Annotated in this window: 22 protein-coding genes; 11 read left to right on the top strand and 11 right to left on the bottom strand. The window is 73.8% G+C overall.

Annotation, left to right across the window (positions count from 1 at the left end; genetic code table 11):
• Positions 1-13: 13 nt before the first annotated feature.
• The gene (locus ACZ7MF_RS37500) at positions 14-1,078 is read right to left on the bottom strand and encodes a DUF3533 domain-containing protein (protein WP_471482606.1); all 1,065 of its coding nucleotides are present in this window, start codon (positions 1,076-1,078) and stop codon (positions 14-16) included.
• Positions 1,079-1,251: 173 nt separating this feature from the next.
• Between ACZ7MF_RS37500 and ACZ7MF_RS37495 the strand changes: the two genes are divergently transcribed.
• Together ACZ7MF_RS37495 and ACZ7MF_RS37490 are read left to right on the top strand one after the other, a co-directional pair.
• Positions 1,252-4,821 (top strand): DNA polymerase III subunit alpha, encoded by a 3,570-nt coding sequence (locus ACZ7MF_RS37495; protein ID WP_471482605.1) that lies wholly within the window; start codon positions 1,252-1,254, stop codon positions 4,819-4,821.
• Positions 4,818-5,786 carry a DNA polymerase Y family protein gene (locus tag ACZ7MF_RS37490; RefSeq protein ID WP_356865493.1) on the top strand — a complete coding sequence of 323 codons (969 nt, stop codon included), beginning with the start codon at positions 4,818-4,820 and terminating at the stop codon, positions 5,784-5,786. The genes ACZ7MF_RS37495 and ACZ7MF_RS37490 overlap by 4 nt, the downstream gene beginning before the upstream one ends.
• Before the next feature lie 12 nt (positions 5,787-5,798).
• Here the strand turns inward: ACZ7MF_RS37490 and ACZ7MF_RS37485 are convergent, their stop codons facing one another.
• On the bottom strand, positions 5,799-6,173 hold the full coding sequence (locus tag ACZ7MF_RS37485; protein WP_471482604.1) for a cupin domain-containing protein: 375 nt from the start codon (positions 6,171-6,173) through the stop codon (positions 5,799-5,801).
• A gap of 111 nt (positions 6,174-6,284) precedes the next feature.
• On the opposite strand from ACZ7MF_RS37485, the gene ACZ7MF_RS37480 reads away from it, so the two are divergent.
• The gene (locus ACZ7MF_RS37480; protein ID WP_471482603.1) at positions 6,285-6,731 is read left to right on the top strand and encodes a MarR family winged helix-turn-helix transcriptional regulator; all 447 of its coding nucleotides are present in this window, start codon (positions 6,285-6,287) and stop codon (positions 6,729-6,731) included.
• 179 nt (positions 6,732-6,910) lie between these two features.
• Positions 6,911-7,783 (top strand): esterase/lipase family protein, encoded by an 873-nt coding sequence (locus ACZ7MF_RS37475; protein ID WP_471482602.1) that lies wholly within the window; start codon positions 6,911-6,913, stop codon positions 7,781-7,783.
• Between the two features lie 108 nt (positions 7,784-7,891).
• Here ACZ7MF_RS37475 and cbcC read toward each other — a convergent pair whose 3' ends face one another.
• A complete protein-coding gene (gene cbcC, locus ACZ7MF_RS37470) occupies positions 7,892-8,962 on the bottom strand; it encodes a carbohydrate-binding protein CbpC (RefSeq protein ID WP_471482601.1) in 1,071 nt (356 codons plus the stop codon).
• Between the two features lie 178 nt (positions 8,963-9,140).
• Between cbcC and ACZ7MF_RS37465 the strand changes: the two genes are divergently transcribed.
• Positions 9,141-9,611 (top strand): GNAT family N-acetyltransferase, encoded by a 471-nt coding sequence (locus ACZ7MF_RS37465; RefSeq protein WP_471482600.1) that lies wholly within the window; start codon positions 9,141-9,143, stop codon positions 9,609-9,611.
• Positions 9,612-9,636: 25 nt separating this feature from the next.
• Here the strand turns inward: ACZ7MF_RS37465 and ACZ7MF_RS37460 are convergent, their stop codons facing one another.
• Positions 9,637-9,771 carry a hypothetical protein gene (locus ACZ7MF_RS37460; RefSeq protein WP_003977094.1) on the bottom strand — a complete coding sequence of 45 codons (135 nt, stop codon included), beginning with the start codon at positions 9,769-9,771 and terminating at the stop codon, positions 9,637-9,639.
• A 151-nt stretch (positions 9,772-9,922) separates the two neighbouring features.
• Here ACZ7MF_RS37460 and ACZ7MF_RS37455 point away from each other — a divergent pair, with 151 nt between their 5' ends.
• Complete coding sequence (locus ACZ7MF_RS37455) at positions 9,923-10,540, top strand: class I SAM-dependent methyltransferase (RefSeq protein ID WP_471482599.1); 618 nt, start codon at positions 9,923-9,925, stop codon at positions 10,538-10,540.
• Positions 10,541-10,553: 13 nt separating this feature from the next.
• On the opposite strand, the gene ACZ7MF_RS37450 is transcribed toward ACZ7MF_RS37455, so the two are convergent.
• Both ACZ7MF_RS37450 and ACZ7MF_RS37445 read right to left on the bottom strand, forming a co-directional pair.
• A complete protein-coding gene (locus ACZ7MF_RS37450) occupies positions 10,554-11,054 on the bottom strand; it encodes a ribonuclease FAU-1 family protein (RefSeq protein WP_471482598.1) in 501 nt (166 codons plus the stop codon).
• Positions 11,035-11,961: a GNAT family N-acetyltransferase gene (locus tag ACZ7MF_RS37445; RefSeq protein WP_471482597.1), complete on the bottom strand. Its 927-nt coding sequence runs from the start codon at positions 11,959-11,961 to the stop codon at positions 11,035-11,037. Before ACZ7MF_RS37445 ends, ACZ7MF_RS37450 begins: the two co-directional genes overlap by 20 nt.
• A 71-nt stretch (positions 11,962-12,032) precedes the next feature.
• Here ACZ7MF_RS37445 and ACZ7MF_RS37440 point away from each other — a divergent pair, with 71 nt between their 5' ends.
• Positions 12,033-12,401, top strand: a complete 369-nt coding sequence (locus ACZ7MF_RS37440) for a GntR family transcriptional regulator (RefSeq protein WP_471482596.1) — start codon at positions 12,033-12,035, stop codon at positions 12,399-12,401.
• Here the strand turns inward: ACZ7MF_RS37440 and ACZ7MF_RS37435 are convergent.
• On the bottom strand, positions 12,389-13,228 hold the full coding sequence (locus tag ACZ7MF_RS37435) for a DUF72 domain-containing protein (protein ID WP_471482595.1): 840 nt from the start codon (positions 13,226-13,228) through the stop codon (positions 12,389-12,391). The genes ACZ7MF_RS37440 and ACZ7MF_RS37435 overlap by 13 nt on opposite strands.
• Before the next feature lie 38 nt (positions 13,229-13,266).
• Positions 13,267-14,361: a DUF5925 domain-containing protein gene (locus tag ACZ7MF_RS37430; RefSeq protein WP_471482594.1), complete on the bottom strand. Its 1,095-nt coding sequence runs from the start codon at positions 14,359-14,361 to the stop codon at positions 13,267-13,269.
• 185 nt (positions 14,362-14,546) lie between these two features.
• On the opposite strand from ACZ7MF_RS37430, the gene ACZ7MF_RS37425 reads away from it, so the two are divergent.
• A complete protein-coding gene (locus tag ACZ7MF_RS37425; protein ID WP_471482593.1) occupies positions 14,547-15,353 on the top strand; it encodes an SGNH family lipase in 807 nt (268 codons plus the stop codon).
• A gap of 2 nt (positions 15,354-15,355) precedes the next feature.
• Here the strand turns inward: ACZ7MF_RS37425 and ACZ7MF_RS37420 are convergent, their stop codons facing one another.
• Complete coding sequence (locus tag ACZ7MF_RS37420) at positions 15,356-17,005, bottom strand: serine/threonine-protein kinase (RefSeq protein ID WP_471482592.1); 1,650 nt, start codon at positions 17,003-17,005, stop codon at positions 15,356-15,358.
• Between the two features lie 234 nt (positions 17,006-17,239).
• On the opposite strand from ACZ7MF_RS37420, the gene ACZ7MF_RS37415 reads away from it, so the two are divergent.
• The 3 genes from ACZ7MF_RS37415 (at position 17,240) to ACZ7MF_RS37405 (ending at position 18,916) form a co-directional block, all read left to right on the top strand.
• Positions 17,240-17,782, top strand: coding sequence for a sigma-70 family RNA polymerase sigma factor (locus ACZ7MF_RS37415; RefSeq protein WP_471482651.1), 543 nt, complete (start codon positions 17,240-17,242; stop codon positions 17,780-17,782).
• Positions 17,779-18,531: an anti-sigma factor gene (locus ACZ7MF_RS37410; protein ID WP_471482591.1), complete on the top strand. Its 753-nt coding sequence runs from the start codon at positions 17,779-17,781 to the stop codon at positions 18,529-18,531. Before ACZ7MF_RS37415 ends, ACZ7MF_RS37410 begins: the two co-directional genes overlap by 4 nt.
• A gap of 115 nt (positions 18,532-18,646) precedes the next feature.
• Positions 18,647-18,916: a hypothetical protein gene (locus ACZ7MF_RS37405; RefSeq protein WP_003977105.1), complete on the top strand. Its 270-nt coding sequence runs from the start codon at positions 18,647-18,649 to the stop codon at positions 18,914-18,916.
• 218 nt (positions 18,917-19,134) lie between these two features.
• Here ACZ7MF_RS37405 and ACZ7MF_RS37400 read toward each other — a convergent pair whose 3' ends face one another.
• Positions 19,135-19,950, bottom strand: a complete 816-nt coding sequence (locus ACZ7MF_RS37400) for an ABC transporter permease (RefSeq protein WP_471482590.1) — start codon at positions 19,948-19,950, stop codon at positions 19,135-19,137.
• Entirely contained in the window at positions 19,947-20,918 is a 972-nt protein-coding gene (locus ACZ7MF_RS37395) for an ATP-binding cassette domain-containing protein (RefSeq protein WP_471482589.1), read from the bottom strand. The genes ACZ7MF_RS37400 and ACZ7MF_RS37395 overlap by 4 nt, the downstream gene beginning before the upstream one ends.
• Between the last annotated feature and the right edge of the window lie 3 nt (positions 20,919-20,921).

Raw genomic sequence — 20,921 nt, 5'->3', positions numbered from 1 at the left:
GCGCGTACGACGGTCAGGCGGCCGGCGACGCGGGCAGGTCCGTCTCCGGCCGCCCCCGGCGCGGCAGCACGGCCGCCAGCATCGTGATCACCGTCCCCGCGACCGCCCACGCCCACAGCACCAGCAGGGAGGCGGTCACGTCGTTCCCCTTGAAGTAGGCGATCGAGCGGGCCGCCCAGGTGCCGGCCCCCGGTGGCAGCGTCGGACCGATCGCCTTCCAGAACGGCGGGAGCAGCGGCAGCGGGAAGGCGCCGCCCGCGCTCGGGTTGCCCGCGATCACCACCAGCAGGATCGCGAGACCGATGCCGACGATCCCGAAAACGCCCTGGAGGGCGAGCGTGGCGGCGCCCACCGCGAAGGTGATCAGCGCGCCGAGCCCCCACAGGTCCAGCACGCCGCCGGGCAGCGCGCCCAGGACCGGCCCGATGATCACCGCGCCGCCGAGTCCGCCGACGATCGCGACCAGGGCCATCACGATGAGCCGGATCGCCGCCCGGCGCGGGTTGGCCGGCCGGGCGCCGGTGCTGATCGCCAGGATCGAGGCGCACAGGTAGCCGCCGACGCACCAGCCCACGACCAGGTAGAAGGACGACAGCCCGTCGAAGTCGTGACGGGAGGCCGGGGCCACGTCGACCACCCGCACCGCGCGTCTCTCGGCCTGCTCCGCCTTGCCGGCGATGCCCTCCAGGGTGGTGGCGAGGACGGTGCCGCCGCCGGAGGCGACCAGCAGGGTGTCCTGCCTGCCGTCGGGGTCCAGGACCAGGGCGCCGTCGATCTCCCGGTTCATGATCTGCCGCCGGGCGGCCGCCTCGTCGGCCACCGTGCGCGGGTCCAGCGGGGAGCCGGGCAGTCCGTCCAGCCGGTCCACCGTCTGCCCGGCGGCCGCCCCGGGCGCGACCACCCCGAAGGGCACGTCCTTGGGCCGCGGGTCGTGCAGCGCCCCCACGTAGGAGGCGATGAACAGCAGCTGGAGCGCGATCACGCCGAGTACGAGCAGGGTGGCCCGCGGGGTGACGGCGTCCTTCACCTCACCGAGGAAGGAGCCGCTTCGCGTGCCGGAGCCCGGTGTGTGTGACATGTCCCCACAGTCCGGGTCGGGGGGTGTTTGCGCAGGTGGGACGGGGCCGAACGGATGTCGTACACACATTCGAGGATGGGGGTATGGTGGGTGAGGTAGCTGGGAACAGACGTTCGATAATGGCGTTCGGGCATACGTGGTCATGCGTCGGTTCATGAGTCGGGAGGTGCGTGATGCCGGGTTTCACGCATCTGCACACCGTCTCCGGGTTCTCCGCCCGCTACGGCGCCTCCCACCCGGAGCGGCTGGCCGAGCGCGCCTTCGAGCGGGGCATGGACGCCCTCGCCCTCACCGACCGGGACACCCTCGCGGGGACGGTCCGCTTCGCCAAGGCCTGCGCGAAGGCGGGCGTCCGCCCCCTGTTCGGCGCGGAGCTGGCGGTCGCCGCGCCCGAGCCCGAAGCCGACCGCACGGACACCTCCGTACGCCGGGACCGCCGCCGCGTCCCCGTGCGCGGCGGCGCCTTCGTCGACGAGTCGGCCCCGAGGGTGACCTTCCTCGCCCGTGACGGCGCCCGCGGCTGGGCCGACCTGTGCCGCCTGGTCTCCGCCGCCCACACGGCCGAGGGCACCCCGCTGCTGTCCTGGCCCGACAACCACGCCGACGGCCTGACCGTCCTGCTCGGCCCCGGCTCCGACGTCGGCCGCGCCCTGGCCGCCGGGCGTCCCGACCGCGCCGCGCGGCTCCTCGCCCCCTGGCGCGAGGTCTACGGCGACACCCTGCGTCTGGAGGCCGTCTGGCACGGCCGTGAGGGCACCGGCCCCGGCTCCCTGCGGCTGGCCGCCCGCACCGTCGGCTTCGCCGCCGAGCAGGGTGTCCGGCCGGTGCTCTCCAACGCCGTCCGCTACGCCGACCCCGGCCAGGGCCAGGTCGCCGACGTCCTGGACGCCGCCCGCCGCCTCGTCCCGATCGACGCCACCAAGGAACTGGACTCCGGCGAGGCCTGGCTCAAGGACGCCGGTGCCATGCGGCACGCCGCCGAGCGGATCGTCGAGTCCGCGGGCTTCCGGCGCGACACCGCCCACCGCCTGCTGGAGCAGACGCGGGCCACGGCCGCCGAGTGCCTGGTCGACCCCGAGGACGACCTCGGCATGGGCGCCGTCCACTTCCCCGAACCGCACCTCGTGGGCGCCGGGCGCCGCACCGCCCAGCGGGCGCTCGCCTCCCGGGCGGCGGCGGGCATGGTGCGGCGCGGCTACGACCGGCGGCCGGGCCGCCGCGCGTACTGGGAGCGGATGCACCACGAGCTCGACATCATCGCCCACCACGGCTTCGCCTCGTACTTCCTCACCGTCGCCCAGGTCGTGGACGACGTACGGCACATGGGCATCCGGGTCGCCGCGCGCGGCTCCGGCGCGGGCTCGCTCGTCAACCACCTGCTCGGCATCGCGCACGCCGACCCGGTCGAGCACGGCCTGCTGATGGAGCGCTTCCTGTCCAGGGAGCGGGTGGTCCTGCCCGACATCGACATCGACGTGGAGTCCGCGCGCCGCCTCGAGGTCTACCGCGCGATCATCGGCCGGTTCGGCACCGAGCGGGTCGCCACCGTCGCCATGCCGGAGACGTACCGGGTGCGCCACGCCATCCGCGACGTCGGCGCCGCCCTGTCCATGGACCCGGCCGAGATCGACCGGGTCGCCAAGTCCTTCCCGCACATCCGCGCCCGCGACGCCCGCGCGGCGCTGGAGGAACTGCCCGAACTCAAGGAGCTGGCGGGGGAGTCCCGGCGGGACGGAGGAGGGCGGTACGGCAGGCTCTGGGAGCTGGTCGAGGGCCTGGACGCCCTCCCGCGCGGTGTCGCCATGCACCCCTGCGGCGTCCTGCTGTCCGACGCCTCCCTGCTCTCCCGTACGCCGGTCATGCCGACCAGCGGTGAGGGCTTCCCGATGGCCCAGTTCGACAAGGACGACGTGGAGGACCTCGGGCTGCTCAAGCTGGACGTGCTCGGGGTGCGGATGCAGTCGGCGATGGCGCACGCGGTCGCCGAGGTGAAGCGGGCGACCGGCACCGAGGTCGACCTGGACGCCGTACCGGAGGGCGACCCGGCGACGTACCGGATGATCCGGTCCGCCGAGACGCTGGGCTGCTTCCAGATCGAGTCGCCCGGCCAGCGGGACCTGGTGGGGCGGCTCCAGCCGGCCACCTTCCACGACCTCGTGGTCGACATCTCGCTCTTCCGGCCCGGGCCGGTCGCCGCCGACATGGTGCGGCCGTTCATCGAGGCCCGGCACGGACGGGCACCGGTGCGGTACCCGCACGAGGACCTGGCGGAGCCGCTGGAGGGGACGTACGGGGTCGTCGTCTTCCACGAGCAGATCATCGACATCGTCGCCATCATGACCGGCTGCGGACGCGGCGAGGCGGACCGGGTGCGCCGCGGGCTCTCCGACCCGGAGTCGCAGGGGCGGATCAAGGTGTGGTTCGCCCAGCACGCGACGGCGAACGGCTACGACGCGGAAACGATTCAGCGCACCTGGGAGATCGTCGAGGCCTTCGGCAGCTACGGCTTCTGCAAGGCGCACGCCGTCGCCTTCGCGGTGCCGACGTACCAGTCGGCGTGGCTGAAGGCCCATCACCCGGCCGCCTTCTACGCGGGCCTGCTCACCCACGACCCCGGCATGTACCCCAAGCGGCTGCTGCTGGCGGACGCGCGGCGGCGCGGGGTGCCGATCCTGCCGCTGGACGTGAACGAGTCGGGGGTCGCACACAGGATCGAACTGGTGTCTGAATCACGGCGTACCAAGGGGACGACCTGGGGCCTGCGCCTCGCCCTTTCCGACGTGCACGGCATCAGCGAGGCCGAGGCGGAGCGGATCGCCGAGGGGCAGCCGTACGCCTCCCTGCTCGACTTCTGGGAACGGGCCCGCCCCAGCAGGCCGCTGGCCGGACGGCTCGCCCAGGTCGGCGCGCTGGACGCGTTCGGCGCCAACCGCCGCGACCTGCAACTGCACCTGACCGAACTGCACCGCGGCGCCCGGGGCGGACGCGGCGACCAGCTCCCGCTGTCCGGCGGACGCAAGACCGCCTCCGCCGGACTGCCCGACCTCACCTCCGAGGAGAGGCTCAGCGCCGAACTCGGCGTGCTGTCCATGGACGCCTCGCGCAACCTGATGGACGACCACCGCACCTTCCTGCGCGAGCTGGGCGTGGTGTCGGCCAAGCGGCTGCGCGAGGCACGGCACGGGGAGACGGTGCTGGTCGCGGGCGCCAAGGCGGCCACCCAGACCCCGCCGGTCCGCTCCGGCCGCCGGGTCATCTTCTCCACCCTGGACGACGGCTCCGGCCTGGTCGACCTCGCCTTCTTCGACGACTCGCACGACGCCTGCGCGCACACCGTCTTCCACTCCTGGCTGCTGCTGGTGCGCGGGGTGGTGCAGCGGCGCGGCCCGCGCAGCCTCAGTGTGGTCGGCTCCGCCGCCTGGAACCTCGCCGGCCTGCTGGAGGTGCGCCGGGAGGAGGGCCTGGAGGGCGTCGCCGCCCGGCTGGCCGGAACGGGCGGCACCCGAGGGGCGGACGGGACCGGGGACGACGACCCCGAGGGCGGCCCGGCGCGCCGCCGCCTCGCCGGTTCGGACGGGCGGCCCGCGCCGGCCGGGTCCGCGGCCCAGGACCCGATGGAGCAGCGGAAGATCCGCATGTCCACCGGGTACGAGATGCATCCCTGGGCCGATCTGCGCCCCGCGGGCGAAGGGCCCGCGGTCGGAAGGAAGTTGTGGCACCAGAGTCCGGGGAGTGCGGGATGACGATCCTCTGTGTACGTTTCCAGCTGCCGCCGACGCGCGAGGCGGCCCTGCCCGAACTGCTCGGGCTCCTCGAGGAGTTCACGCCGGTCGTCGAGGCGCTGCCGCCCGACGGCGCGCTGGCCGACCTGCGCGGCGCCGAACGGTACTTCGGGCGCGACGCCGTGGCCCTGGCCTCGGTGATCCGGGTCCGCGCCCTCGCGCTGCACGGCGTGGACTGCGTGATCGGCGCCGGACCCGGCCCGATGCTGGCCCGCATGGCCCTGCGCGACGCCCGGCCGGGACTGACCCGCGCGGTGCCCGGCGGCGAGGAGCGCGCGTTCCTCGACGGCAGGCCCGTCGCCGCGCTGCCCGGCGTCGGCACCGCGACCGCCCGCACCCTGTGCGAGTACGGCCTCGACACCCTCGGCCGGGTCGCCGCCGCACCGCTGTCCACCCTCCAGCGCCTGGTCGGCGCGAGGACCGGCCGCGAGCTGCACGAGAAGGCCCAGGGCGTCGACCGCGGCCGGGTCGTCCCCAACGGCGTCTCCCGGTCCCTGGCCGCCGACCGCCCCTTCGACCGCGACGAACTCGACCCCGACCGGCACCGCCGTGCCCTGCTCTCGGCCGCCGGGGACCTGGGCGCCCGGCTGCGCGCCGTGGACAAGGTCTGCCGCACCCTCACCCTCACCGTCCGCTACGCCGACCGGTCGGCCACCACCCGCAGCCGCACCCTGAAGGAGCCGACCGCGCACTCGGCGGCCCTGACCCGGACCGCGTACGACCTGTACGAGGCGCTCGGCCTCCAGCGCGCCCGGGTCCGTTCGATCGCCCTGCGCGCGGAGAGCCTCACGTCCGCCGAACACGCCTCCCACCAGCTCACCTTCGACCCCGTGGACGAGAAGGTCCGCCGGATCGAGGAGGTCGCGGACCGCGCGCGGGCGAAGTTCGGGCCGAGGGCGGTCATGCCGGGGTCGCTGGCGGCGTGAGGCCCCCGCGGGTCAGTTGGCCCACGGGGGAGTGAGGCGGGTGCCGTCGGCCAGCTCCGCCGTCAGACCGACGGAGGTGGTGACCCAGGAGGTCGCGGTCCGGTCGGTGGGGTTCTCCACGGCGAGGGTCGCCCCGGAGCCGATGATCACGGTGTCGCCCGCGGTGACGCGCTCGGTGCGGCCGTCGAGGGTGATCAGCAGCTCGCCGGTGAGCAGGTGGAAGATCTCCTCCCGGTCGACGGTGTGCGCGGGCGCCTTCGTCCCCGCCGGGATCTCGCCCCGCCAGGCGCACAGCTCCTTGCTGCCGACGCAGGGACTGGCGTACGAGACGAAGCGGGCGCCGTGGATCTCGTGGGTGACGCCTTCGGACGAGCGGACGACGGGCATGACGGGGCTCCTCTGGTACATATGGCCAACATGGTCAAGCGGCTTGACTATCTCCGTGGCTCTTATGGTCAAGCTGCTTGACCAAAGTGTCAAGGGTGTTTCAATGCCCCCGTGCAGAACTCCGACGCCATGGCCCTGACCGCCGCCCTGCTCGCCGCGGCCGGCGGACTCACGCAGCGCATCCACGAGGGCGTCGTCGCTCGTGGCTTCGAGGGCGTGCGGCCCGCGCACGGGTTCGCCTTCGCCCGGCTCGCCCCGGACGGAGCGACGGTCACCGACCTGGCCGTGCACCTCGGGGTGACCAAGCAGGCCGCCAGTCAGCTCGTCGACGAGCTGGTCCGCAAGGGGTACGCCGAGCGCCGGCCGCATCCCGCCGACGCGCGCGCCCGGCTCGTCGTGCTGACGGAGGCGGGGTGGGCCTGCACGCGGGCGGCGGAGGCGGCGGCCGCGGAGGCCGTGGGCGCGTGGGCCGACGTGCTCGGCGAGGACGGGGTGCGGGCGCTGCGCGACGGCCTGCTGCGCGTGGCGCCGAACGGGCCGATGCGGCCCGCCTGGTGACCTGATCCGCTGCCACCCGCGGTGCCGACGGCGTCGGTTGTCACTGGAAGTTTTTACTGACGCGTAACTTCACACTTGCACTACTCGCTCGTAACTTGACGAGTGAACAGCATCCCGTGATCCGGATCACAGGGCATCCCTGCCGTCGCAACTCCCCCGATCCGCAAGGAGATCACCCGATGCTGCCCTGGAGTCGAGTGCTCAGACCGCTGGCCGCGCTGCTGCTGGCCCTCGCGGTCGCCCTGGTCCCCGCCACCGCCGCCACTGCCGCCCCCACCGCGGACGCCCGCCCCGGCTCCGGCTGGAACGACTACACCTGCGAGCCCTCCGCCGCCCACCCCCGCCCCGTCGTCCTGGTCCACGGCACCTTCGGGAACTCCGTCGACAACTGGCTCGGTCTCGCGCCCTACCTGAAGAACCGCGGCTACTGCGTCTTCTCCCTCGACTACGGCCAACTGCCCGGGGTCCCGCTCTTCCACGGACTCGGCCCGGTCGAGAAGTCGGCGGAACAACTGGCCGCCCACGTCGACAAGGTGCTCGCCGCGACCGGCGCCGCAGAGGCCGACCTCGTCGGCCACTCGCAGGGCGGCATGATGCCCCGCTACTACCTCAAGTTCCTCGGCGGGGCCGCCAAGGTGAACGCCCTGGTCGGCATAGCGCCCAGCAACCACGGCACCACGCTGTCCGGCTTCACCCGCCTGCTGCCGTACTTCTCCGGCGTCGAGGACCTGCTCAACGAGCACACCCCCGCCCTCGCCGACCAGGTCGTCGGCTCCGACGTCCTCACCAGGCTCAACGCGGGCGGCGACACCGTGCCCGGCGTCCGCTACACCGTCCTCGCCACGAAGTACGACGAGGTGGTCACGCCGTACCGCGGCCAGTTCCTCGACGGCCCCGGCGTGCGCAACGTCCTGTTGCAGGACCTGTGCCCGCTCGACCTCTCCGAGCACCTGGCGATCGGGCTGTTCGACCGGATCGCCTTCCACGAGGTGACCAACGCCCTGGACCCGGCGCACGCCACGCCCACCACCTGCGCCTCGGTCTTCGGCTGACGGGCGCCGCCCCGCGCCCCGGCGCACGTCACGCGGGGCCCGCCCGGCCTGAGCCGCCGGACGGGCCCCGCGTTTCCCCGTTCCCCCGTGGTTCCCCCGCGTTCCGCGTCAGTGGCCGGGCCGGCCACCGGTCGTCGCGCGCCGCCGGACCGACGCGAACAGGACGGCCGCGCCGAGGGCCAGGGCCGCGGCGCCGCCGACGGCGATGTACGGCGTGGTGCTGTCCCCGCCGGTCTCGGCGAGGTTCTCCGTGCCCCCGCCGGCGGCCTTGACCTGATGGGGCTCGGCGGCGGTACCGGGCGCCTCCTCCGGGGCGGCGGCCGGGTCCGTCGGGTCCGTGGTGGTCGCCGCGTCCTGGTCGCCGTGACCGTGGTGCTCGATCGTCGACTTCTCCGCCGCGGCCGCGAGCTGCTCCTCGGAGGGCGCGGAGGCCTCCGGAGCCGGGGCGGCGCCCTCCTCCGCGTCGCCGGAGGCGGTGCCGTCGCCGGTGGCCGCACCGCTGCCGCTGCCCTTGCTGCCGCCGCTGCCGCTGCCGCTGCCGAAGGTGACGTCCGAGCAGGAGTAGAACGCCTCCGGGCTGTCCGAGCGCTGCCACACCGCGTACAGCAGGTGCTTGCCGGACCGCTCCGGCAGCGTGCCCGAGAAGGTGTAGAAGCCGCCCGAGGCTACCGGGTCGGTGGAGGTCGCCACCGGGGCGGACAGGTCCAGGTCGCCCCAGCCGAGCGGCTGCGACGGGTCGTAGCCCGGCTTCGTGATGTAGACCTTGAACGTGCCCTTGTGCGGGGCCGTCACGCGGTACTTGAAGGTGTACGAGCCGCTGCTCACGCCGGTCGCGGGCCAGTCGGCGCGGGCCAGGTCCAGGCCCTTGAAGGCCGGGTCGTTGGCGCTGCACAGCTTGCCGTCCGGGATCAGCTCCTGGTGCTTGCCGGCGGCGTTGCCGATGCGGATGCCGTTCCAGTCGTAGAGCGCCTGCGTGCCGCCCGCCGCGACCGCCGCCCTGCACGCGGCCGACTTCGGGTTCTCGGGCCCCTCGGCGTGGCACTGCGACACCCGGCTGACCGGGTCGCCCATCGAGCCGTGCGCCGAGGCGGGGGCGGCGGCCAGCGTGGTCAGGGCGAGCGGGGCGAGACCGGCGACGGCGACGGCTGCGGCCCTGCGGGACGCGGACGGTGCGGGCATGGGGAACTCCTCGAAACGGTCACTGGGGCTGCGGCAACTCGGGTCGGAACCCGTGGGGTTGATCAGCAAGCTAGCCCCGGAGGACCGCGAAATCGCCTGCTGGAGGCGGGTGAAGGAGATCCTTATGGTCGCGTTAAGGGAGTGCTCAGGCTGGGCTGAGGTAGCTACCGTTCGCGGCATGGAACGAGAACGGATCCGGCCCGCGACCGCCGCGGACGTGCCGGCGGTGAAGGCCGTGACCGACGCCGCGTACCTTCCCTACGTCGAGCGCATCGGGGTGGTGCCGCAGCCCATGGCGGCGGACCACGCGGCGGACGTGGCGGCGGGGAAGGTGTTCGTCACGGACGAGCCCGGCACGGGCCGGGCGGGACCCGTGGGACTCGTCGTCGTCGAGGCGCACGCCGACCACCTGTTCCTCGACAGCATCGCCGTCCACCCCGACGCGCACGGCAGGGGCGTGGGCCGGCGGCTGCTGCGGTTCGTGGACGCGCACGCGCGGGCGCTGGGCCTGCCCGAGGTCAGGCTCTACACGAACGCGATGATGCGGGAGAACCAGGAGATCTACCCGAGGTACGGGTACGCAGTCGTGGAACGCCGCGTGGACGGGCCCTACGACCGCGTCCACTACCGCAAGCTGCTGCTGCTCTGAGGCGTCTCATGCCCGGACCTGCCGGTCAGCTCTCCGGCCACCAGGTGCGCGCGATGTCCTTGCGGACCTCCGGGCGCCCGGAGGGGCGCTCGTCGATCTCCTCGCGGACTCGGCGGGCGTCGGTCTTCTTCAGGGGCTTCTGCACGGTCAGACGGCGCATGGCTGCCTCCTTACGGATCCACCGGGTTCCGCGTTCTCACGGAGGTAGACCCTTTCCCCGAGACTCACTCATCGATGCATAACTGTCAGTGGCGGTTGTCACGTTCCCGCGCCCCGACTCCGTTGTCAGTGGCGGGTGTCACCCTGGGCGCATGAGTGGGAACAGTGACGAAGCGACCGCACCGGGTCCCGACTGGGACGCGCTGGCCGCCTCCTTCGACGACGAGCCGGACCACGGCCTGCGCGACGCGGAGGTGCGCCGGGCCTGGGCGGCCAGGCTGGCCTCCTGGCTGCCCGCGCTCCCCGGCGACGTGCTCGACCTGGGCTGCGGCACCGGCAGCCTGTCACTCCTCGCGGCCGAGCAGGGGCACCATGTCACCGGCGTCGACCTCTCCCCGGCCATGGTGGAGCTGGCCAGGGCCAAACTCGCCGGCCGTGACGCGGTGTTCCTCACCGGTGACGCCGCGGCACCGCCCGTGGGGGAGCAGCGCTTCGACGCCGTGCTGGTCCGGCATGTCCTGTGGACGCTGCCCGACCCCGGCCGGGCGCTGCGGCACTGGCGGCAGTTGCTGCGCCCCGGAGGGCGGCTGGTCCTGGTCGAGGGCGTGTGGGGGAGCGTCGCCCCGGTCGGCATACCGGCCGACAGGGTCACCGCCCTGCTCGGCCCGCTCGCCGGGCAGGCCCGGGTGGAGCGGCTGTCGGACGACCCGTCGCTGTGGGGCAGGGAGGTGGCGGACGAGCGGTACGCGGTGGTGGCGACGTACGGGTGAGCCGCGCGGCGGCCTACTCCAGCAGGCCGGTGAAGCCGTCCCCGCGGGCCAGCCGCTCCAGTTCCTCCAGCGCGGCCACCGCGGCGGCAGCGGCCTCCGGGTCCCGGTCCGCCAGTCCGCTCTCGGCGAACTCGTCCTCGTCCAGGCGCCGTACGTCCGTGCCGTCGGCGGAGCGCCACAGGTCCAGGTCGAGGTCCTCGACGACCAGTTCCGTGCCGGTGAGGACGGCGGGGCGGGTGATGTCGCAGTACCAGCCCTTCAGCACCCCGGCGTCGGTCCGGACCTCCTTCACCGAGTACCACCGGTCGCGCCAGTAGTACTCGGTGAAGACGTCCCCGGCCTCGAAGCGCACGAAGCCGAAGTCGCGCACGCCGTCCCCGGCCCAGGGGGCACGCACGGCGAGGCGCATGCCGTCGTCGTGCAGCAGTGCTGCCGCGTACCGGATCTTCGTACGGCCCGCCTTGACCAGGATCACGTCCACCTCGATGGGCGGTTCAGCCGAGTTCACGGACATGGCGCACCTCCGTCGCACAGATCTGGTACCCGAGCCACTTGTTGATGGCGAGCATCGGGCCGTTCTCGGCGTCGTTGCCGGTGAGCGCCTCCGTGTACCCGGCCGCGCGGGCCCGGTGCAGGGAGTCGGTCTTGGCGAGCTTGGCCAGGCCCCGGCCGCGCCGGGCGCGGACCGTGCCGGTCATCGCGGTCGCGTACCGGGTGCCGTCGGTGTAGGCGACGGTGAAGGCGGCCGGACGGCCGTCGACGACCACGACCGTGGTCAGTTCGCGGTCGAGCAGTGGGTGCCGCCAGGTCTCCGCGAGCCAGGCCTCGTAGTCCGTGAACTCGACGTCGACGTCGCTCGGTTCGTCCGCGACCGTCTCCGCGTCCAGCTCGAACATGGGCCGGGGGTCGTCCGCGTAGTCGGCAGCGGTGCGCAGCTCGACACCCGCGGGAGGGGACCACCGGGGCGGGAGCGCGGCGTTCGCCAGGTCCAGCCGGAGGAAGTGCGAGGCGCGCCTGCGTGCGTAGCCGTGCCGCTCGGCGAAGGCCAGGTTGGCGGGACCGTCCAGCACCCAGGAGTACAGCTTCGTCGCTCCCTCGCCGGCCAGGTACTCCTCGGCCGTGCGCACCAGCAGGCCACCGGCCCCGCGCCGGAACCGCTCCGGATGGACGTAGACGTTCAGGTAGCCCTGACCGGGCTCCGGGCTGTCGTGCACCAGCCCGAGCTGGGCGGTGCCGATCACCTCCCCGTCCTCCTCCGCGACCAGGGACCGGCTCCGGGCGTCCGGGTGGGTGTGGACGAGCCGGTGCACGACTGCCTCGGGCGTCCAGAGCATGAACGGCACGGCGAGATGGCGGACCTGGGCGAAGGCCGCGACATCGGCCGGGTCGTCGGAACGCAGGTCGCGTACAAGAACGGTCATGAGGGCGCACGCTACGGCGGCCGGGCGGTCGGGTGCCTCTCATTTTCGCGGGGATACGGGACAATCGCCGGGTGACCTTGAAGATCCATGTCGACGACGGCGCGCCGCCCTACGAGCAGGTGCGCGCGCAGATCTCCGAACAGGCCCGCTCGGGAGCGCTGCCGGTCGGGTACCGGCTGCCCACCGTGCGCGGACTGGCCGGATCCCTCGGGCTCGCCGCGAACACGGTTGCCAAGGCGTACCGGGCGCTGGAGGCGGACGGGGTGATCGAGACGCGGGGGCGCAACGGCACGTTCGTCGCTGCCGCGGGCTCTGCGGCTCAGCGGGAGGTGGCCGTCGCGGCCCAGGGGTATGCCGAGCGGGCTCGGCGGCTGGGGGTGACGGAGGGGGACGCGCTCGCCGCCGTGCGGGATGCCCTGCGGGCGGCTTACGGAGGGTGAGCGCCGTTTTGGTTCGGGCCGCTGCCCGGCTGCGGGTTCGCCGTGGCTTGTCGCGCAGTTCCCCGCGCCCCTTCAGGGCGCGTTCTGGTGATCGTCAGGTTTGAAGTGCGGGCCAGTCTGGCGAACAGGGTCGCGTCTGTTACCGCTGCCGCGTTCGGGTCGTTGTTGAAGTAGGTGTAGACGTCGCTCGTGTTTGGCCAGGTCGTCGTGATGCGGTCGATCCACGTGGCCAGGGAGCGGCGGCCGTAGTGGGGCCAGGGGGTGGCCCGGCCCTCGTGGAAGCGGACGTAGCCCCAGTCGGTGGTGCGCCACAGCGGGGTGGCCGGGCGGGCGCGGACGTCCGCCCAGCACAGGGCCGCGCGCCGGGACACGAGGACCTCGCGGACCTCGGGTGTCCACCAGGACGCGTGCCGGGGTTCCACCGCGACCCGGGTGTCCGGCGGGAAGCAGGCCAGGCAGGTGTCCAGGAGGGCCGGGTCGGCGCGCAGGGTCGGCGGCAGTTGCAGCAGGACCGGGCCGAGGCGGTCGCCGAGGCCGGCCGCGTGGGTCATCAGGCGGTCGACCGGTTCGGCCGGGTCGCGCAGGCGTTTGATGTGCGTCAGGTAGCGGCTGGCCTTGACCGCGACCGTGAAGTCCGGTGGGACGCGGTCCCGCCAGGCCGCGAAGGTCTCCCTGGCGGGCAGGCGGTAGAAGGCGTTGTTGATCTCGACCGTCGCGAAGGCGGCCGCATAGTGCTCCAGCCAGCGCCGGACCGGCAGACCGGGCGGGTAGAAGCTCTCCCGCCAGTCCCGGTACTGCCAGCCCGACGTGCCGACGAACAGGGTCATACCCTCATCAAAGCACCGAGCCGGGTGCGGGGGCCGGGCTACAGGTACAGTCCGGCCTCCGCGCCCGCCCGCGGCTCCGGCAGCGCGGTCGGTGAGGTGCCCCGGCGCAGGGCGTACAGCTCCGCCAGGGTGGCGCCCTCGCGGCCGACTCCTTCTTCCGTGCCGAGCCAGTCCACCGCCTCCCGCCGGGTCAGCGGGCCGACCTCGATGCGGGCCAGGCAGCGGCCGGGGCGGACCACGGCGGGGTGCAGGCGCTCCAGGTCCTCGTTGGTCGTGACGCCGACCAGGACGTTGCGGCCCTGGCCGAGGAGTCCGTCGGTGAGGTTCAGCAGGCGGGAGAGCGCCTGGCCCGCGGTGTGCTTGGCCTCGCCGCGGATCAGTTCGTCGCAGTCCTCCAGCAGCAGCAGCCGCCAGCGGCCCTTGCCCGCCGCGTCCTCCTCGCCGATGGCGATGTCCATCAGATAGCCGACGTCGGAGAAGAGCCGCTCCGGGTCGAGGACGCAGTCCACCTGGCACCAGTCCCGCCAGGAGCGGGCCAGCGTGCGCAGCGCGGAGGTCTTGCCGGTGCCCGGCGGACCGTGCAGGAGCAGCAGCCGGCCCGCGATGTCCTCGGGCGTCGTCTTCATCAGGCCGTCCATCGCCTCCGCCACCGGCGCCGTGTAGTTGGCCCGGACCTCGTCCCAGGTGCCCGCGGCGATCTGGCGGGTGGTGCGGTGCGGGCCGCGGCGCGGGGAGACGTACCAGAAACCCATCGTCACGTTCTCCGGCTGCGGCTCGGGTTCGTCCGCCGCTCCGTCCGTCGCCTCGCCGAGCACCTCCTCGGCGAGGTCGGCGCTGGTCGCCGTCACCGTGACGTCGGCGCCCCGGTTCCAGCGCGAGACCAGCAGGGTCCAGCCGTCGCCCTCCGCCAGCGTCGCGCTGCGGTCGTCGTCGCGGGCGATCCGCAGCACGCGCGCGCCGGGCGGCAGCAGTGTGGCGCCGGACCGTACGCGGTCGATGTTCGCCGCGTGCGAGTACGGCTGCTCACCCGTGGCGAAACGGCCGAGGAACAGCGCGTCGACGACATCGGACGGGGAGTCGCTGTCGTCCACGTTGAGCCGGATCGGCAGGACTTCGTGCGGGTTCACGGACATGCCGCCATGATCGGGCACCCGGCCGCCGCATGCACCCGCTTTCCCGGGCACACGCGGCAGGGGTGTTCTCGCCGGGTTTCGTCCGAACTTGAACGAGTGTCAGCCATTTCTTGGCATGGACACTTCCAGTCAACGCGCGTAGCTGCTACCACGGTTGTGGCAGCAATCCTGCTAAGGGAGGTTCCATGAGACGTTTCCGACTTGTCGGCTTCCTGAGTTCATTACTCCTCGCCGCCGGCGCCGCCCTCACCGGGGCAGCGACCGCCCAGGCGGCCCAACCCGCCGCCGCCGACGGCTATGTGGCCCTCGGCGACTCCTACTCCTCCGGGGTCGGAGCGGGCAGCTACATCAGCTCCAGCGGTGACTGCAAGCGCAGCACGAAGTCCCATCCGTACCTGTGGGCGGCCGCCCACTCGCCCTCCACGTTCGACTTCACCGCCTGTTCCGGCGCCCGTACGGGTGAAGTTCTCGCCGGACAGCTCGGCCCGCTCAGCTCCAGCACCGGCCTCGTCTCGATCAGCATCGGCGGCAACGACGCCGGGTTCGCCGACGTCATGACGACGTGTGTGCTCCAGTCCGACAGCTCCTGCCTGTCGCGGATCGCCACCGCGGAGGCGTACGTCGACTCGACGCTGCCCGGCAAGCTCGACGGCGTCTACTCGGCGATCAGCGACAAGGCGCCGAACGCCCACGTCGTCGTCATCGGCTACCCGCGCTTCTACAAGCTCGGCACCACCTGCATCGGCCTGTCCGAGACCAAGCGGACGGCGATAAACAAGGCCTCCGACCACCTCAACACCGTCATCGCCCAACGCGTCGCCGCCCACGGCTTCACCTTCGGCGACGTACGCACCACCTTCACCGGCCACGAGCTGTGCTCCGGCAGCCCCTGGCTGCACAGCGTCAACTGGCTGAACATCGGCGAGTCGTACCACCCCACCGCGACCGGCCAGTCCGGTGGCTACCTGCCGGTCCTCAACAGCGCCGCCTGATCTCAGGCGGCAGGAGAAGAAGAAGGAGCGGAGGGAGACGAGGAGTGGGAGGCCCCGCCCGTCGGGGTCTCCGTCCCCGTTCCCGTCTCCGTCCCGGTCCCGCAGGTCACCGAGAACGCCACCGCGTTGGAGGTGGCCCGCACCGGACTCCGTACCTCCACGCGCACGGCGCTCTCGAACGCGCCGGTGTCGTCGTGCGTCGTCACCACCACGCTGTCCTGACGCGAGCGGTCGCCGCCCGACGGGAAGGAAAGCGTCCGCCACCCCGGGTCGGAGACCGACCCGTCCGCGGTCACCCACCGGTAGCCGACCTCCGCGGGCAGCCGCCCGACCGTGAACGTCGCCGTGAACGCGGGTGCCCGGCCGTGCGGCGGCGGACAGGCCCCCGAGTAGTCGGTGCGCGAGCCCACCACGGACACCTTCACCGACTGCGGTGCGGGGCTGCTCTCCCCGCCGCCGCTCCCGGACGACACCGAGGGGCTCGGCTCCCCGGCGCCGCCGCTCGTCGCCGCGGACGTGGCCTCCGGGTCCGGGCTCCCGCCCGAACCCGCCGTCCCGCCACCGCCGTCCGAGCGGTCCAGCAGGGAGTACGTCACTCCGGCCAGCGCCAGGACCAGTACGGCCAGCCCCACCACCAGCACGGCACGCGCCCGCCGGTCCCGGCCCCCCGGCGTACCGGGGGTACCCGCCGCGGACGTGTCCCCGGCCGCCGGTACGGGCATCGGCGGCGTCGGTGTGGTGGGCGGCCCCGGGTGGGCCGCGACCGTCGGGGCGAACGCGCCGGACGGCGTCGCGCCGGCGCGCGGGCCGCGGCCGGACGGTGCGCCGCCGGTGCCCACGAGGCGCAGCGCGCGCTCGGCCTCGTCCGCCGGGAGCCGCTCGGCGGGATCCTTGCGCAGCAGGCCCTCCACCACCGGCCCGAGCGGACCCGCCCGGTACGGCGGCGGCAACTCCTCGTCGACGATCGCCCGCAGGGTGCTCAGGGGAGTGTCCTGACGGAACGGCGAGACCCCCTCCACCGCGGCGTACAGCAGCACGCCCAGCGACCACAGGTCGGACGCGGGACCGGGCGTGCGGCCGAGCGCCCGCTCCGGGGCGAGGAACTCGGGCGAGCCGACGACCTCGCCGGTCATGGTCAGCGCCTCGCTGCCCTCGACCCTGGCGATCCCGAAGTCGGTGAGCACCACCCGGCCGTCGTTCGCCAGCAGCACGTTGGCGGGCTTCACGTCCCGGTGCAGCACCCCCGCGGCGTGCGCGGCCCGCAGCGCGGCCAGTACCTCGGCGCCGATCAGCCCGGCCCGGCGGGGCTCCAACGGGCCCTCGGCGTCCAGCAGGTCGGCCAGGGACAGCCCGCGGACCAGCTCCATCACGATCCAGGGCCGACCGCCGTCGGTGGCCACGTCGTACACCGTGACCACGTTGGGGTGGGAGATCCGGGCGGCGGCCCACGCCTCGCGCTCCAGCCGGGCGTACATCCGCCCGACGTCGGTCTGCGGCAGCCCGGCGGGGGCGCGCACCTCCTTGACGGCGACCTCGCGGCGCAACACCTCGTCGCGGGCGCGCCACACGGTGCCCATGCCGCCCTCGCCGAGCGGCGACAGGAGCCGGTAGCGACCGGCGATCACACGCTCGCCGTCGGGTTCTCCGGACACGGGCGCCCCCTATGACGTCGCGCGCGGACCCTTATGACGTCGCGCGGACCCTTCACAAAGTAGCCCAACCCGGTGCGGACGCGACCCCCTTGGCGCCAATCCCGCCCCGGCGACTGGCGTTTTCGGGCCGTGCATCCGTAACCCCTGCGGAGGGCGTGCCACCGCGCGCCCGGCGGTGACGTCGACGGGCCGGACGCGGTCCGCGGAGAGGGGGACGGGGTGGAGGGCGACCGGGTGGCGGCGGACGAGCTGCTGGTGCTGGTGGCGGACGGCGACCAGAAGGCCTTCGAGGAGCTGTACGGGCTGGTGTCCGGGCCGGTGTTCGGACTCGTGCGGCGCGTGGTGCGCGACCCGGCCCAGTCGGAGGAGGTGGCCCAGGAGGTGCTGCTCGAACTGTGGCGGTCCGCGGGGCGCTTCGATCCCCGCCGGGGAAGCGCCCTGTCGTGGATCCTCACCGTCGCCCACCGCCGCGCCGTCGACCGGGTGCGCAGCGCCCGCGCCGCCGGCGAACGCGACCGGCGCGAGGCCCACCGCTCCCACCATCCGGCCTTCGACCAGGTCTCGGAGGAGGTCGAGGCGGGGCTCGAACGCGAGTGGGTGCGGCGCTGCCTGGACCGCCTGACCGCCCTGCAGCGACAGTCGGTGACCCTCGCCTACTACGACGGCTACACCTATCGGGAGGTGGCCGAGCGCCTCTCCCTCCCGCTGGGCACCGTGAAGACCCGGATGCGGGACGGGCTGGGCCGCCTGCGCGACTGCCTGGGAGGCGTCGCATGAGCCCCTTCGGCCACTCGCTCGCCGCTCCCTACGCCCTGGACGCCCTGGAGGGCGCCGAACGGGACCGCTTCGAACGGCACCTGGAGGGCTGCGCCCGCTGCGCCGCCGAGGTGCGGGCGCTGTCCGAGGACGCCGTCCGGCTGGCCCGGTCCACGGCCATCCCCGCGCCGCCCGCCCTGCGCGAGCGGGTCCTGGCCGCCGTACGCACCACCGCACAGGAGCCCGTGCACGCGCGCGGACCGGTCCCGCGGCGGTCGGTCGGGCACGTCCGGCCGCACCCCCTGCTCATGCCGTTCGCCACGGTGACGGCCGCCGCGGCGCTCGTGGTCGCCTCGCTCTTCGCGGTGCGGGCCGACCACACCCGGGACGAGCTGGACACCGCACGGGACCGGGCACGTGAGATCGCCCACGTTCTGGCCGCTCCGGACGCCCGGGCGGCGCGCGGTGCGGACGCACGCGGCCGCGGTGTCGCGGTGGTCGCCTCCGCGTCCAGGGGGCGCGCGGTGGTGACCCTGAGCGGGTACGGCGAGCCGCCGGGCGACCGCGTGCGCCAACTGTGGCTGCTGCGCCCCGGAGCCGAGCCGCGCTCCCTCGGGCTCTTCGACGGCGACACGCCCCTGATCGCCTCCGGCCTGAGCCGCTCCGCGACGTCACTCGCGGTGACGGTGGAACCCGACGGGGGCTCGGACCTGCCGACGAGTGAGCCGGTCGTCCAACTCGCCCTGGAATCTGTCGGATTCGGAGAGTAATCGTCAACCCCCTTACGGGGAAGGTGAATCCTGTGACCGCGATACACGCATGCCGTACCGGGGCGATAGGGTTACCCTGCCCGGGCCGGGTGGACTCGTACGGGTGGGGAGTGACATGGAACAGATAACAGTGCGCAGCAGGGCAAGGGTCCCTGCGATCACCTGCGGGAGCAGCGCGACCAGCTCGCGCCTCGACCGTCATCTCGCGGTACTCGGAGGGCCCGCCCTCCCGCCGCGGGAGACCGTGGAGGCGACGTCGCTGATGCGTGAGCTGACCGCGCGTGAGCCCGCACACAAGCGCAGCAACCGGGGCGCCAGGGTGCGCCGGGTCTCGCTGTTCGCGCCACTGCGTCGACTGCGCCGCTCGCTGTTCGGCGGCAACTGAGGCCCGCGCTGCGGCGGTCACACCTCCCGGCGCGGCGCCGCGGCACTCGTCCGTCATCCCCACGGCACGCAGCGGCGCCCCGGTGTGCTCCCCGAGCGCGGGCCGTCCCCGGCACACCCGATCTCGTACGTCCGTCCCGCACGCGTTCGCACGTTCCCGTCCCGCACGGCACGTCCCCGCCGTCTCCCCACCGGCGGTGACGCAGTAACCCGGCCCGTTCAGCGGTCCCCGTGCGCGTACCGGCGTACCGCGAGCGGGACGAACACCGCCAGCAGTACCGCGCACCAGGCCAGCGACCCGGCGACGGGATGCGTCACCGGCCAGGCGGCCCCGTCCGGCACGGGCGCGTTGCCGAAGAGGTCCCGCAGCGCCGTGGTGACCGCGCTGATCGGGTTCCACTCCGCCGGCGTGCGCAGCCAGCCCGGCAGTCCGTCGGTCGGGATGTACGCGTTGGACAGCAGCGGAAGGATGAAGGTCGCGCCGCCCAGTTGACCGGCGGCCTCCTCGTCGCGGGTGAGCAGCCCCAGGAAGATCCCGATCCACGTCGTCGCGAACCGGAACAGCAGCAACAGCCCGAGCGCACCCACCGCGCCGAGCGCGCCGCCCTCCACCCGCCAGCCCACCGCGAGCCCGACGAGCAGCAGCGGCACCGCCCCGGCGGCCGTGACGAGCACGTCGGCGACCGACTGTCCGAGCGGCACGGCGGCCCGGCTCACCGGCAGCGTCCGCAGGCGGTCCGTCACGCCCCGGTGGGTGTCCTGGGCCGCCTGGAACATGCCCGTCATGATGCCGTTCGCGGCGGTGGCGACCAGCAACCCCGGCACCAGGAAGGACCGGTACTCCTCGCCCGGCATCGCCAGCGCGCTGCCGAAGACGTAGCCGAAGAACAGCAGCATCGTGATCGGCATGGTCTGGGTGAGGATCAGCAGGCCCGGGTTGTTGCGGGCCCGCCGCAACTGGCGGCCCAGCATGGCCGCGCCGTCGTAGGCCAGACCGTACGCCGGGCCGTGCGGCTCCGTCGTCACCGTGCTCATGCCACCAGCTCCTTGCTGTCGTTGCTGTCGTCGCTGCCGTTGTCGCCGGTCAGTCGGAGGAAGACGTCGTCGAGGGTCGGCGGCCGCAGGCGCGCGTCCGCCAGGGGCACGCCCGCCGCGTCGAGTTCGCGCACCAGGCGGGGCAGGGTCAGGGTCGGATCGGTGCTGACGGCGCCGACCGTGCGCCGCTCGTGGTCGAGGACCGGTTCGGTGCCGGTCAGCCGGTCCAGGACCGCCGCGGCGCGCACCAGGGCGTCCGCGTCCGGGACGACGGCCTCCGCGTAGGCCCCCACCAGCGCCTTGAGTTCGGCCGGCGACCCGGTGTGCGCGACCCGGCCCCGGTCCACCAGGGCGATGTCGTCGGCCAGGCGGTCGGCCTCCTCCAGGTACTGCGTGGTCAGCAGCACGGTCGTGCCGTCCGCCTTCAGGGCGCGCACGGCCTCCCAGATGCGGTTCCGGCTGGCCGGGTCGAGCCCGGTCGTCGGCTCGTCCAGGAACAGCACCTCGGGGCGGCGCACCAGGCTCGCGGCCAGGTCGAGACGGCGCCGCATGCCGCCGGACAGGGTGGCGGCGGGCCGGTCGGCGGCGTCGGCCAGACCGAAGCGGTCCAGCAGCTCGTCGGCCCGCGCCGCTGCGGCCCGCACCCGGTGCAGCCGGGCGAACAGCCGCAGGTTCTGCCGCCCGGTGAGGTCTCCGTCCACCGAGGCGTACTGCCCGGTCACCCCGATCAGCCGACGCACCGCGGCCGCTTCCCGCACCAGGTCGTGCCCGGCCACCCGCGCCGAACCCGCGTCCGGCCGCAGCAGCGTCGTCAGCAGCCGGACCGCCGTGGTCTTGCCCGCCCCGTTCGGCCCGAGCAGCCCGCAGACGGTGCCCTCGGCCACCGCGAGATCCAGGCCGCGCAGCGCGTGCACGGCGCCGAAGCGCTTCTCCAGACCCTCACTAAGTACAGCGTACGTAGTAGTCATGCG

The sequence above is a fragment of the Streptomyces sp. NPDC111628 genome, from assembly GCF_055635195.1.
The sequence above is the reverse complement of the archived record's forward strand: the minus strand, read 5'-3'. Positions and strand labels throughout refer to the sequence as shown.